Source organism: Psychrobacillus psychrodurans, assembly GCF_050209195.1.
GTDB classification, from domain to species: Bacteria; Bacillota; Bacilli; order Bacillales_A; family Planococcaceae; genus Psychrobacillus; species Psychrobacillus psychrodurans.
Window position 1 is genome coordinate 911,006 of sequence record NZ_CP189791.1, and the last position, 11,950, is coordinate 922,955.

General features: G+C 35.5%; 15 protein-coding genes. 10 read left to right on the forward strand and 5 right to left on the reverse strand.

Annotation, left to right across the window (positions count from 1 at the left end; all coding sequences use genetic code 11):
- Positions 1-24 precede the first annotated feature (24 nt).
- Positions 25-960 (reverse strand): putative bifunctional diguanylate cyclase/phosphodiesterase, encoded by a 936-nt coding sequence (locus tag ACQCPR_RS04265; RefSeq protein WP_427138288.1) that lies wholly within the window; start codon positions 958-960, stop codon positions 25-27.
- A 261-nt stretch (positions 961-1,221) separates the two neighbouring features.
- Between ACQCPR_RS04265 and ACQCPR_RS04270 the strand changes: the two genes are divergently transcribed.
- Both ACQCPR_RS04270 and ACQCPR_RS04275 read left to right on the forward strand, forming a co-directional pair.
- Positions 1,222-2,097 carry a helix-turn-helix domain-containing protein gene (locus ACQCPR_RS04270; RefSeq protein WP_427138906.1) on the forward strand — a complete coding sequence of 292 codons (876 nt, stop codon included), beginning with the start codon at positions 1,222-1,224 and terminating at the stop codon, positions 2,095-2,097.
- A 333-nt stretch (positions 2,098-2,430) separates the two neighbouring features.
- Complete coding sequence (locus tag ACQCPR_RS04275) at positions 2,431-3,093, forward strand: ribonuclease H family protein (protein WP_427138289.1); 663 nt, start codon at positions 2,431-2,433, stop codon at positions 3,091-3,093.
- A gap of 98 nt (positions 3,094-3,191) precedes the next feature.
- Here ACQCPR_RS04275 and ACQCPR_RS04280 read toward each other — a convergent pair whose 3' ends face one another.
- The gene (locus tag ACQCPR_RS04280; protein ID WP_090565310.1) at positions 3,192-3,593 is read right to left on the reverse strand and encodes a hypothetical protein; all 402 of its coding nucleotides are present in this window, start codon (positions 3,591-3,593) and stop codon (positions 3,192-3,194) included.
- A 162-nt stretch (positions 3,594-3,755) separates the two neighbouring features.
- Here ACQCPR_RS04280 and ACQCPR_RS04285 point away from each other — a divergent pair, with 162 nt between their 5' ends.
- The 4 genes from ACQCPR_RS04285 (at position 3,756) to ACQCPR_RS04300 (ending at position 7,455) form a co-directional block, all read left to right on the forward strand.
- On the forward strand, positions 3,756-4,235 hold the full coding sequence (locus ACQCPR_RS04285) for a metal-dependent hydrolase (RefSeq protein WP_090565308.1): 480 nt from the start codon (positions 3,756-3,758) through the stop codon (positions 4,233-4,235).
- A gap of 226 nt (positions 4,236-4,461) precedes the next feature.
- Positions 4,462-5,355 (forward strand): NAD-dependent epimerase/dehydratase family protein, encoded by an 894-nt coding sequence (locus ACQCPR_RS04290; protein ID WP_427138290.1) that lies wholly within the window; start codon positions 4,462-4,464, stop codon positions 5,353-5,355.
- 96 nt (positions 5,356-5,451) lie between these two features.
- Positions 5,452-6,153, forward strand: coding sequence for a gamma-glutamyl-gamma-aminobutyrate hydrolase family protein (locus ACQCPR_RS04295; protein WP_427138291.1), 702 nt, complete (start codon positions 5,452-5,454; stop codon positions 6,151-6,153).
- Between the two features lie 270 nt (positions 6,154-6,423).
- A complete protein-coding gene (locus ACQCPR_RS04300; RefSeq protein WP_427138292.1) occupies positions 6,424-7,455 on the forward strand; it encodes a M23 family metallopeptidase in 1,032 nt (343 codons plus the stop codon).
- A gap of 138 nt (positions 7,456-7,593) precedes the next feature.
- Here the strand turns inward: ACQCPR_RS04300 and ACQCPR_RS04305 are convergent, their stop codons facing one another.
- A complete protein-coding gene (locus ACQCPR_RS04305; protein WP_427138293.1) occupies positions 7,594-7,929 on the reverse strand; it encodes a DUF5658 family protein in 336 nt (111 codons plus the stop codon).
- 117 nt (positions 7,930-8,046) lie between these two features.
- Between ACQCPR_RS04305 and ACQCPR_RS04310 the strand changes: the two genes are divergently transcribed.
- Together ACQCPR_RS04310 and ACQCPR_RS04315 are read left to right on the forward strand one after the other, a co-directional pair.
- Positions 8,047-8,712, forward strand: a complete 666-nt coding sequence (locus ACQCPR_RS04310) for a diphthine--ammonia ligase (RefSeq protein WP_427138294.1) — start codon at positions 8,047-8,049, stop codon at positions 8,710-8,712.
- A gap of 79 nt (positions 8,713-8,791) precedes the next feature.
- On the forward strand, positions 8,792-9,256 hold the full coding sequence (locus tag ACQCPR_RS04315; RefSeq protein ID WP_090565297.1) for a divergent PAP2 family protein: 465 nt from the start codon (positions 8,792-8,794) through the stop codon (positions 9,254-9,256).
- Positions 9,257-9,516: 260 nt separating this feature from the next.
- Here the strand turns inward: ACQCPR_RS04315 and ACQCPR_RS04320 are convergent, their stop codons facing one another.
- Together ACQCPR_RS04320 and ACQCPR_RS04325 are read right to left on the reverse strand one after the other, a co-directional pair.
- A complete protein-coding gene (locus ACQCPR_RS04320) occupies positions 9,517-9,990 on the reverse strand; it encodes a YusW family protein (protein ID WP_427138295.1) in 474 nt (157 codons plus the stop codon).
- 69 nt (positions 9,991-10,059) lie between these two features.
- Positions 10,060-10,569, reverse strand: coding sequence for a YusW family protein (locus tag ACQCPR_RS04325; protein ID WP_427138296.1), 510 nt, complete (start codon positions 10,567-10,569; stop codon positions 10,060-10,062).
- A gap of 161 nt (positions 10,570-10,730) precedes the next feature.
- Between ACQCPR_RS04325 and ytxJ the strand changes: the two genes are divergently transcribed.
- Together ytxJ and ACQCPR_RS04335 are read left to right on the forward strand one after the other, a co-directional pair.
- On the forward strand, positions 10,731-11,063 hold the full coding sequence (gene ytxJ, locus ACQCPR_RS04330; protein WP_427138297.1) for a bacillithiol system redox-active protein YtxJ: 333 nt from the start codon (positions 10,731-10,733) through the stop codon (positions 11,061-11,063).
- Between the two features lie 23 nt (positions 11,064-11,086).
- Entirely contained in the window at positions 11,087-11,902 is an 816-nt protein-coding gene (locus ACQCPR_RS04335) for an STAS domain-containing protein (RefSeq protein WP_427138298.1), read from the forward strand.
- Positions 11,903-11,950 lie beyond the last annotated feature (48 nt).

Here is an 11,950-nt window from a genome sequence, read left to right on the forward strand (position 1 = left end):
TAAGATTTTCTCTTTGTAGATTTTTTAACGACTAGGAACTATGCTCTGCTTTTTCAATAATTCGGCAAATTGATTTGCAGGCAACGGTTTAGAATATAGATATCCTTGTACAGTGTTGCAATTATAGCCTTGTAATACCTGCAATTGCTCCATAGTTTCAACTCCTTCTGCGATTACATCCATTTTTAAATGGTTCGATAATTGAATGATCATATGTACAATAAAGTTTGCATCCTCTTGTTTTGAAAGACTTAAATCCTGTATAAACGAACGATCAATTTTTAATATATCGATTTTCCCATTAAAATGATGCAGATGGGATAAAGAAGAATAACCAGTTCCGAAATCGTCAAGTGCTATTTTGATTCCTATATTTTTTAACTCATCTAATAGAGAGAAAACCGTTTCTTCGTTTTTTAAAATAGAAGTTTCTGTAATTTCAATTTCTAAATATTGAGATTCAAGCTGAGTTTCCTTCAGGGTTTCCTGAATACTGATGACTAAATCTTTCTCCATAAATCGGGATGCCGATAAGTTAATAGAAACCGGAATAGCAGGTAACAAATCATCTTGCCAAGCTTTGTTTTGCGCGCAAGCGGTTTTTTTTACCCATTTGCCAATTGTATTAATAAAACCCGTTTTTTCTGCTAATGGAATAAAATCCTTAGGAAGGATTAACCCTAATTTCGGGTGATTCCATCTAATCAGTGCCTCTGCTCCAATTATTAAACCCTTCTTTGTGTCTACTTTAGGTTGATAATACAATTCAAATTGGTTTTTATCTATTGCATTTATAAGGTCCATATCCAGTGCAGTCTGAGAGGATGCAAATACTTGATTGCAATCAGTTCCTTCAATGCCATTAAGATCTGAAATGATATTTTTTTGATGATTATTTTTAGTATCTGCGCTATTCTTATGTAATGAAGAGTATATATCAAGATTTGCTGTAGGCTGCATTGGTTAGTCTCCTTATATAATGGTTTTGATAAGAGAAGTCCAATAAAACTATAAATGGAAAATAACTTTATTGGACTTTTATTAGATTAATTAATGTATGGAAGATCTAAAGTAGTGATAGGGTTACCGAATGACTTTGCAGTTTCAGTATTTACGTTAGGGTATAGTGCTACTGCTAATACAATTAATAGAATAATAGATAATTTTTTCATATTTTTATACCGTCCTTTTTATTTATAATATGGGGTGATTCTGTTGGAAATGAAATATTTGGGCTTAGAAATAAGTAAACTTAGAGCAGAATTGGGAATATCCCAAAAGGAGCTCGCAAAAGATATTTGTACACAATCGACGATTAGTCGAATTGAAGCTGGGGATGTATATCCAGCAATAGATACTTTATTGAAGATAGCTTTAAAACTCCAAGTCCCAGTAGAGTATTTTATTGAAATGCTGTTTCATAAAAATGTTCTAGAAAGTGAGGGATTAATAAATGAGATTGAGTACCACTTAAAAGAACATAACTATAAAAGAGTAATTTCAATAATTAATAGTAATGAGATAGATAACGACAACATTTGGTTAAACTTATACCTCGACTATATTTTAAGTACCGCAAAATATTATTTGAAAATGATTTCACCAGAAAAATGTATAGATAACTTAAAAGGTATTTTAAATTATTCAAATCCAACTACAATACAATTTAGATTTTTGCAAATTAAAGTTAATAATACTATCGCCAATGTTTATGGTGAAAAAGGTGAAAGTCAAAAATGTCTATATCATTTTAATAAAATATTAAAAGAGCATATTCATAAAAACTATAGTGACTATAAAATAAATAGAACTCTAATAACTGTTTTATTTAATAAATGTAAAACCTTATATGACATTAAAGACTATGATGCTGCACTTGAAGCTGCAAACCAAGGAATTCAAAAATCTAAGGAAAGCTCTTTTATGTTCTTAAATGGTCAGTTCTTGTATTACAAAGGCCAATGCTTAGAAAAGAAAGCTGCTCCTATAGCTGAAATCAAAGAAGTGTATCAACAAGCTCTGTTTTTCTTCGAATTTCAAGAATTACCTTTTTATATTCAAGCGATTAATCAAAATAAAAAACAATTTTTACAGTAGACTGGGAGTCTTGTTTCAATTTTCATAGAGTTTCTATTGATAGAATAAATCCAATTCTATAATTAAGAAATACACTCAATTATTACTTATTGTTTATTTTAATAAAGAGTACTTATTACTTAATTATTTGATGTATTAAATACTTTTTGCATTTCTAATATACTAGATTTATTGAAAGAAATATGTAGGATATGCATAAATGGATATTTTCTTAAGTGGTCGAAAACTTCTTTCGACCGCTATTTTTATATTAAGGTTTTTTGGATTTCAGTAGAAGTGTCATAATGTGATATACAATGGAAATACTAATACTTATCGAAGGAGGAATGCTTGATGAAGGTGCGAATTGAGTGGGTTTACAAAACGCCGAGAGGAGCGGAGATGGATTTCTTTTCAGAGGAAGTACCAGCTGCTCAAGCTCTATTGTTTGTGGAAGATATCGAGCGTACAGGGAGATTAAAGACGGTGACGTTTGTTGACCGTTTTGATAGCTCTTGGACAGTAAAGGAATTGAAGGGATATTTGAAAGGCATTGAAACGGAGCCGCATAATGTGGTAGTGTATTTCGATGGCGGATATGACCGTGAAACGAAAAGTTCTGGGCTTGGCTGTGTTATTTATTATGAGCAGAATGGAAAGGCATATCGATTAAGACGGAATGCTGCCGCGACGGGTTTGGAATCGAATAATGAAGCAGAATATGCAGCGATGCATTTAGGCTTACAGGAATTGAATTTACTAGGCGTTCATCATTTGCCTGTTCGATTTATAGGTGATTCACAGGTAGTGATCAATCATTTGAACGGCGAGTGGCCAGTAATCGAGAGGGATTTAACTGGATGGGCCGACCGAATTGAAGCCAAATTAAAAGATCTCGGTATTCAGGCTGAGTATGAGCTTGTGCCGAGAAAGATTAATGGAGAAGCAGATCGCTTAGCGACACAGGCTTTGAATGGTATTGAGATTAAGGCTGTAATTGAGTTGGTAGAGGATTAGGTTTACTTTCTTATTTATTTAATTGCCTACCTACATATTGAAAACACCATTGCCTGTGTGGGCAATGGTGTTTTTACTTTGCTCTATATTCATAATTTCTATAAATGTGCTGCATTTTCTTGTTTTGCTGGTGAATCGTTGTTGTCTTCCGGTAAAGATTCTACTTTTTTAGCTAATTTTTTCTGTTGAGATTTCGGGAAAGCTTGTTTTGCTTCTGCCTTTGAGTTAGCATCTTGTACATTTTCATTATAATATTGAACGCTTGTCATGGCACCCTCTTCAACCATACGATTGTCATCTGGATCATTCGGATCTGAGAAGCCCGTCTTTGTCATTTGACTTGGTTTTGTGTTTTTAGCAGATACCATAGAGTCAATCTTCGTTTTAGAATTTTTTACTGCAGTTTTTAATTGTGCTTTATTGTTTTTACTTGTGAAATATACTGCTGCAAGTGCTGTAGCTGCTCCTATTAACATAGATCTTTTATTTCCGTTTGCCATAATCATCACTCCCTTTCTCTATATATACCCATTTCTTTTCAAGCTCAATCCTTTTTTATCTGTCCTTTTTTTAATTGTTTTAACAGTACATATGCCCGATAACTTTCATACTAAAAATAGGATAAAATAATAGTCGACTTACAAGAAGAAGGAGAAAAAAGCATGACAGGAAACACACACATCATTGGCGGTCTTGCAGCAAGTCTTGCTTTTGCTCAAGTTTCAAACTACGAGCCCGTCCTATTAGTCGGCGCTGGCGTCGTTGGGGCAATCATACCTGACATTTGCCATGGGGGCAGTAAAATTGGTCGGAAATTTAAGGTATTATCAAGCTTGATTAATACCATTTTTGGACACCGTTCTTTCACGCATAGTTTACTGTTTTTAGTATTAATGGCCGTCCTTTTGAATACTTTTATTGATAATGATTCAATCATCCTAGGAATTTTAATTGGTATGGCGAGTCACTACATATTAGATATGGCGACGAAAAACGGTATCAAGTTACTATACCCACTAAAGATTACCGTTCGATTTCCCGTCACAACCAGGACTGGTGGCACAGTTGAGTACCTCGTATTTGCAGTATTATCACTACTAACCGTCTATTTCGGCTATGGTGTATTCGGAAATTATTTTTAACAAAAAAGCTACTCTTAAGAGTGGCTTTTTTTTGTTAGGAAAGTTGTTTTTTATAATAATAAGCCGTATTAGTTAGTATAATAAAACGAATTTTTCCATGGAACTTATAATTGTTTTAGATTTCTTAAGTTAATAGAATTTATAGAAAACTCGCAATATATAATTGACGATTTAGTAATAGAAGTGGGATAGTTAAGAAAGATGTACAAATAAGGGGGCTATAAATATGAGGAAAGCATTGGTGTTAGGCGGAACAAGGTTTTTTGGAGTACAGCTAGTCGAATCATTATTGAAGCAAGGGTTTGATGTAACAATTGCTTCACGAGGGAATGTGCAGGATCCTTTTAAAGATAAAGTGAGTCGCATAAAGGTCGACCGCCTAGATGTTAGCGATATGCAGAAGAATTTTGTAGATACCGAATGGGATATCGTGTTTGATCAAATATGTTACTCCTCCCAGGAAGCGATAGATGCAATAGACGTTTTTAAAGGGAAAACGAAAAAGTATGTATTTACATCTTCTAAATCTGTCTATGAATCAGTTAGCACAGGTAAAGGATTTACTGAAGAGGATTTCAATCCATTTGAGTACAGTTTAAATGTAGGCTCAAAAGAAGACTTTTCCTACGGTGAAGGAAAAAGACAAGCTGAAGCAGCATTTTTTTGGCGTTCACCTTTTCCTGTCGTAGCAGTAAGATTTCCAATTGTAATTGGACTTAATGATTATACAGAGAGATTAAATTACTATATTCGAAAAGTAAGAGATCATGAGGATGTGCATTTCGTCAACCTAGAGGCTGCTATGGATTTTATATCAGAGGAGGAGGCTGGTGATTTCTTAGCATGGGTTGGCCAATCTGATTTTGAAGGTCCTATTAATGCGACTTCCAATGGTTACGTGAGAATGGGAGAACTGCTTGAATATATTGAAGAAAAAGTTGAGAAGCATGCGAATATTGTTACAACGACCGAAGAAGAGAGCGGATCACCTTACAATATTTCAGCAACTTGGTTGATTAGCAATGAAAAAGCAAAGTCACTAGGTTATGAATTTAAAGATTTGAAGGAGTACTTGCCTGGGCTAATAGGTGAGGCATTAGCTAAAATGGATGTAAATTAGGCACTACAATTAGTTTGGTGCAATAAATTAAAATATGTTTTTATAAAAAACAGATATTCTAAAAAACAGAAATTTTTACCAGGGGGAGTGATCTGAGTGAGAGCTATTATTGGTGTTTCGTCAAACATTAAAGAAGATTTGCTATCAGTTCCGTTGAGTAATGTTCGTGCAATCACGCAGTTCGGAGGTGTTCCAATTGTGCTGCCGAATTTAGAGATGGATGGTATAGAGGAAATAGCAAGTACAATCGATGGGCTGTTATTAACTGGTGGTGGAGATATTGATCCCACGTTGTTTGGTGAAGAGCCACTGCCTGGATTGGGTAATATTATGCCGGAGCGAGACCGGTTTGAAGTAGCACTTATTCAAAAGATGTTGAAATTGAATAAGCCAATTTTAGGGATATGTCGTGGTGCACAGATTATGAGTATTGCGATGGGTGGGGATATGTATCAGGATATTTATTCACAAAGAGATGGTTCATTATTACAGCATGATCAGCAGGCTCCAAATTGGCATGGTTCTCATTTTGTTGAAGTGACAGAAGGATCTTTGTTACGTAAAATTGTTGGGGTGGATAAATTTAAGGTGAATAGCTATCATCATCAAGCACTTCGAAATATGCCAGATGGTTTGATCGTCAGTGGTGTTGCAAGTGATGGTGTAATTGAATCTTTTGAAAGCACATACCACACATTTGTTATGGGGGTTCAGTGGCATCCAGAGAGCTTAATAAGTAAAAATGATACCAGTTCGCTTGCGATATTTGAGGCATTTATAAATGAGTGTAAGAAATAAAGTTAGACAGAGAACAAGTTTTTAAAGGTTTTCTGTCGAGTTCCAGGGTTTGTAAGGGGCTAAGGGAATGTAAACGGAAACGAAGCTTCGGGTGATTGCTCATCAACCACTCCTGTGTAAAGCGTCAGCCTAAAACATATTAGGAACATTGGATCCCTGATAACTAATGCTTTGAAACGACTGTTTAATTGCAGTCGTTTTTATTATTCTCTTTTTTACTTAAAAAATGTAATTCATGAATTGTTTTTTCTGGGGAAAGCTATTTGAATCATGAATAAGGAGGTATTGGCTTTGAGTAGCTGGCTGAGGCGAGGTTTTTATGCATGTGTGCTTTCATTTATGATTTCAACGAGTGTTTCAGCAGCGGAGAAGGAACCAACGCGGGAGCAGATTTTGGAAATGCGCATGGATTATTATATAAAGTATTCGAGTGAAATGCTACCGTGGTATTACTTGGCGGCAATTGACCAATATGAACGAAATCTACAAGAGGTTCGAAGTGATCTTCCGAAACGAGATGGTGTTGTGGCGTTTCAATTTTCCACTGACTTTTGGGTTGGTTTATTGAATCCAATTAGAGATGACCGCGATCTTATATCAATAACTTTCTTTGATGGAAAAGGTCTTGATGGGAATAATGATGGTTTTGCTGATCTTAAACAGGATGAAGATGTGATGTATACTCTAACTAATTACTTGAATGAACGTGTGGTAACTGAGGAAGATTTTGAAAAGTCCTTGAAGGAATATTATATTCGAGATGAAGCAGTTAAACAGATCATAACAAATGCTAAAATTTATAAGCATTATAATACGGTTGACCTTGATGGACGTGCATTTCCACTGGCTCTTCAGCATAATTACAGTTACCGTAGTACTTGGGGTGACAGACGCGGTTGGGGCGGTCGTCGTATGCATGAAGGGACCGATTTATTCGCTTCCTATGGTGTACCAGTGAAGTCAACAACTTATGGAATTGTAGAAACGAAGGGCTGGAATGATTACGGCGGCTGGCGTGTTGGGATTCGTGATGTAAATAATACCTATCATTATTACGCCCACTTGTCGGGTTATACGAAGGAGTTAAAAGAAGGCGATATTTTGGAACCAGGTACGGTCATTGGCTATGTTGGTAGCTCAGGATACGGTCGTGAAGGAACCTCGGGTAAATTCCCGCCACATCTGCATTACGGAATGTATAAATTTAACGGTCGCACGGAGTGGGCTTACGACCCTTTTCCATTATTGAAGCGTTGGGAACAGCAGGAAAGGAATGCTAAAAAGAATCCAGCAGCGAGTTAGTTGCTGGATTTACATGTCGAGAAAGTGAAACTTCGATCAATGGGTTACTTCATCCACTTATTCTTTGTTGCTTGGGTTAACTAATGAAGGTGGCAATCTTAAGACGTTTAGGACGTGGCGATCTAATCGACCAGGTCGTTAATGCCCAATAAAAGCAAGAGTAATCCAAAATAAATGAAGCATGAGTACACCTACATAGAGGGAAATTGCTATATTTAATAAAATCAGTATGAATGGTTTCGATTCTAACTTGGATACAATTCCGATTAATAAAACCGGTAGAGCTATTTTTAAAAAATAAAAACCTGCAACATTAACATTATATATAGTATTCATAATCGGATTGGATTCTGTAATAAGATGATTTTGAATTCCAAAATCGGTAAAAAGAGCATCGAAAGTCGCAAGTAGTAACAAGATAATGCCCATATTAATCAGTTTATTTCGAGGTGAAGTAGAAGAAATTGATTGCAAAGTGATATAATCCTCTTTCCTGTTTTTCTATTAGTATGTGATGGAAGTGGAGGAATATATTCTTGTATTTATAAAAATAGATTACAATGAAACTAGTTAAGAGAGGATGTGCCAAGATTGAAAGATATTCCATTTATATGTTCTTGGAGTGGTGGGAAGGATTCTGCAATGGCTTATTATCGTGCAATGAAAATGGGGATGAAACCAAAAAGGTTACTGACAATGTTTGAAGAGAATGGAGGAATTTCTAAATCTCATGCACTTCACCTTGAAGTGGTGAGAGCTCAAGCAGAAAGTTTAGGGGTGCCATTGTTCATAAAAGAAGCAAGTTGGAATTCCTATGAGAGTCAATTTATAGATGCAATGGATCAGTGCAGTGTTCAAGGAATTACACATGGTGTATTTGGAGATATTGATCTTGAGGGTCACTTAGAATGGGTACAAAAGACGTGTGAGAAATCGGGTATTGTTGCTGTGCATCCATTGTGGAAGGAGCCACGTCGAAGAATTATTGAGGAGTTGTTAGACGTAGGTTTTGAGGCTTGGATTGTAGTTGTTAACACTTCTATGATGCCAGCAGAATTTGTTGGGAGAAAATTTTCGAAAGAATTAATAGTAGAACTAGAAGAATTAGAGATTGATGCTTGTGGGGAAAATGGAGAATTTCATACGGTCGTTGTGGACGGTCCAATTTTTTCTAAAAGGGTTCCAGTTAAAATTGGAGAAGCTGTCGTAAGAGGTGATTATATTTTCTCACAAGTATCTATCGAAGGAAAAAGTTAAACCTTTTTGATTATTAGTACTGAAAAAGGGTATCGTAAAGAAGGAAATACATATAATTTTGAAATGGTGGAGAATACAAATGACGAAAATGAATAGAGGAATTATTACTGCGCTTTCGGCAATTGGCTTAGCACAAGGCTTGAAGGTTTTAACGCATAAAAAGCTAACGGGTAACTGGGATTTAAAGCAGGCTTTTACAACAGGAGGAATGCCGAGCTCTCATTCAGCGGGTGTAGCGGCTTTGGCATCTTATGTCGCAACAAATAAAGGTGCTCGTCATACGGAAACTGCTCTAGCGGTTGTTTTCGGTGTAATTGTGATGTATGATGCACAGGGAATTCGTAGACATACAGGTGAAATTGCTCAATTAGTAAACGACTTGGAAGATAATATTGTGGCGCTATCTGGTAATTTTCCTAGCTTTGAATATGTTCAACGAGAAGGAGAGTTAAAAGAACTTCTAGGTCATCAACCGGTAGAAGTAATGGCTGGTGCGCTATTAGGAACTGCTTTTGGAGTTTTGTGTGCTAAATTAGAAGATTAACCAATTGTTATATTCAAAAGCTAGGTTAGATAGGAATTCTAACCTGGCTTTGTTCTTCTAAAAGGTAAGATAATCCATTAGGTGATTGGACATAGCATTTCTAGGTTCTTGTTCAGAGAGAATCGGGCGTCTTTTTGCTGGTTTTTCTTAAAAATAAAAAAGTGAATCAATTTCATAAAAGTATATTAAATAGTGAAACCCGAACAACGCTGCCTAGGCTTCTTTTGAGAGGGGGCTAACGTCTCTAAAATCGGTTTTTCTTATTGGTTTTCGTCGTTATAAGTTTTAGTCTCCCCATCTGTATATTCGATTTCTAAATCAAACTTCGTATACTCATCTACTTCAAATGCCGATACTACTCTTTGGATTATTTCTTCATTACTCATTACTTTCATTGGTTGTAGTTCTAAGAAAATTGGTTGGAGCACAGCATAGGCAGCATCCCCTTGTAAACTGGTAGCGGCATGCATATTACTATATATTGCTTCCTCTGATTCGACATTGTATTGAGCCACTATACCATCTGTATTATCAGGTGTATCGATGTGAAGGTCAAAGTTAGTGAAGCTATATTCATTTTTGGGATTCTCATCTACTAGATTATCCTCTTCTGGATTAACTATTGTACCATTAGGAACATTCTCTTCTGTTTCGTCATTATTGTTGCCACCACATGCTCCTAAAGTTAGTGCGGAGGTTAATATTATAGTGCTAAGTATTTTAGACAATTTCAAGATGATGACCCCTTTCATAGCATAATAAAAATAAAACCAAGTTAGAAAGTCCAACTTGGTTAAGTGTATTTATTTTTTATTTTTATTATCTGTATAGGTTTTAACTTCTTTTTCACCATCATAAGCAATCTCTAAATTTAAGTTTGTATATTCTTCCATACCAAAAGCAAGTGTGACTCTTTGAATAACATCTTCATCGGCCATATCTTTGTTTAGTTGTAGTTCACCAAGAACAGATTTAAGAAGTTCATTAGCTTCTTCTCCCTCTATGTTCGCAGAATCTTTTTCATTAGTGTAAAGAGAGTCTTTTGGTTCTGCGGTATATTGTGCAACTACCGCATCTTTTGCTTCGGCAGTATCAATGTGTAGATTAAACGACTGGAATGCTACTTCTTTTGGTTCTTCTTCAGGAGTTTCTACAGCAGTGTCCTCTTTTGCTGTTTCTTCTTCTTGTTTTTGTACTTCGGTTTCATTGAGTTCGTTTTCTTCTACTTCATCATTGTTGTTTCCACAAGCTCCTAATAGTAATGCCGAAGTTAGAAATGTTGAAGTTATTACTTTAAATTTTGTGGTTTTCATCTAGTTGGCTCCTTTCGAGGTGTTCAAACCTACTGTATTATATAACCCAAAATAGATGCCTTAAACATTTTAGTATATTTATTAATTGAAGTTATAAATGATTATGATTAGTATTATGGGGTAAAGAAACATATCGTTCTAATAAGGAGGAGTATGATTGAATGGAGAATTATACGGAACTTACATCTGTTGACCAATGGAAGAAAGTTTTGGAACGGTCAAGTGAAAAACCAGTACTAGTGTTCAAGCATAGTACAACCTGTCCCGTAAGTGCTCATGCGTATGGAGAGTTCAGTTCGTTTGAAAAACAGATGGACCGCTATCTGGTGAAGGTGATAGAGCAACGTTCTGTATCCAATGAAATAGCTATTGACCTGGGAATTCAACATCAATCTCCTCAAACATTTTTGATAGCAAATGGAGAAGCAGTGTGGAATGCATCGCACTGGAAAATTACTAAAAAGACATTAGATAAGGTAACAGCAACTTTATAAAGATTGGGGATTAGAGCAAAGGAATGGAACCTATACAAAAAGTAAGCAATTATTTAGTGGATAATGCAGAGACGATTATACGGGATATTACCGATACAGCACTGGAAAACTTGAGTATTAAATTAACGCAGGAAGAGCTTGAACATGCCATACAAAAAAACGTACAGTTTTTGGTATTGCTGTCCGAATCTCTGCAAGATTCTAAAGAGTCAGCTGAAGAAGTACTGAAAGAGTGGAGTAAGCAGAACGGGGAAGCAGAAGCGAGGTTGTTTCATCAATTTTCTGCAGTTATAAAACCTTATGCAGTTAATCGGTTGTTATTTTTGCAAAAAATATCTCAAATTTCAATGGAACATGGGTTATCTACAGAAGATGTTGTTAAAGTAAATAATAGATTCTGTTATTTAATGGATGTAAGTATGTCAGAAACTATTCAAGCGTATGAAATGTATCGTGATAAATTAATGAAGGATCATCAGCGAGAAATTAATGAGCTATCTGCACCCATTGTTCCTATTCAAGACGGGGTTGCAGTTTTACCATTAATAGGTGCTATTGATTATACTCGTGTTCAACATTTGTTAAATTATGTAGTTCCTAGCATTCCTAGTTTAAAGGTTGACCATCTGATTATCGACTTTAGTGGTATTTTAGCAATAGATACGGAAATAGCTCAGCATATATTCACGATTCACAATGTGCTTGGACTATTAGGGATCCATGTGTTATTTTCTGGAATTCGTCCTAATTTATCGATGACGGTAGTTAAAGCTGGAATTGATTTTACTTCTTTTGATACATATGGAAGTGTAAAACATGCGATAGATAGTTTAAAATAATATATTTTAGTTAATCCAATCCTTTCACTTGTGGGATTGGATTTTTTA

Excerpts from the sequence above, each read along its gene's own strand:
- ACQCPR_RS04265 (WP_427138288.1), bottom strand. The coding sequence starts at position 960 with ATGCAGCCTACAGCAAATCTTGATATATACTCTTCATTACATAAGAAT.
- ACQCPR_RS04270 (WP_427138906.1), top strand. The coding sequence starts at position 1,222 with ATGAAATATTTGGGCTTAGAAATAAGTAAACTTAGAGCAGAATTGGGA.
- ACQCPR_RS04275 (WP_427138289.1), top strand. The coding sequence starts at position 2,431 with ATGAAGGTGCGAATTGAGTGGGTTTACAAAACGCCGAGAGGAGCGGAG.
- ACQCPR_RS04280 (WP_090565310.1), bottom strand. The coding sequence starts at position 3,593 with ATGGCAAACGGAAATAAAAGATCTATGTTAATAGGAGCAGCTACAGCA.
- ACQCPR_RS04285 (WP_090565308.1), top strand. The coding sequence starts at position 3,756 with ATGACAGGAAACACACACATCATTGGCGGTCTTGCAGCAAGTCTTGCT.
- ACQCPR_RS04290 (WP_427138290.1), top strand. The coding sequence starts at position 4,462 with ATGAGGAAAGCATTGGTGTTAGGCGGAACAAGGTTTTTTGGAGTACAG.
- ACQCPR_RS04300 (WP_427138292.1), top strand. The coding sequence starts at position 6,424 with ATGAATAAGGAGGTATTGGCTTTGAGTAGCTGGCTGAGGCGAGGTTTT.
- ACQCPR_RS04315 (WP_090565297.1), top strand. The coding sequence starts at position 8,792 with ATGACGAAAATGAATAGAGGAATTATTACTGCGCTTTCGGCAATTGGC.
- ACQCPR_RS04325 (WP_427138296.1), bottom strand. The coding sequence starts at position 10,569 with ATGAAAACCACAAAATTTAAAGTAATAACTTCAACATTTCTAACTTCG.
- ytxJ (WP_427138297.1), top strand. The coding sequence starts at position 10,731 with ATGGAGAATTATACGGAACTTACATCTGTTGACCAATGGAAGAAAGTT.
- ACQCPR_RS04335 (WP_427138298.1), top strand. The coding sequence starts at position 11,087 with ATGGAACCTATACAAAAAGTAAGCAATTATTTAGTGGATAATGCAGAG.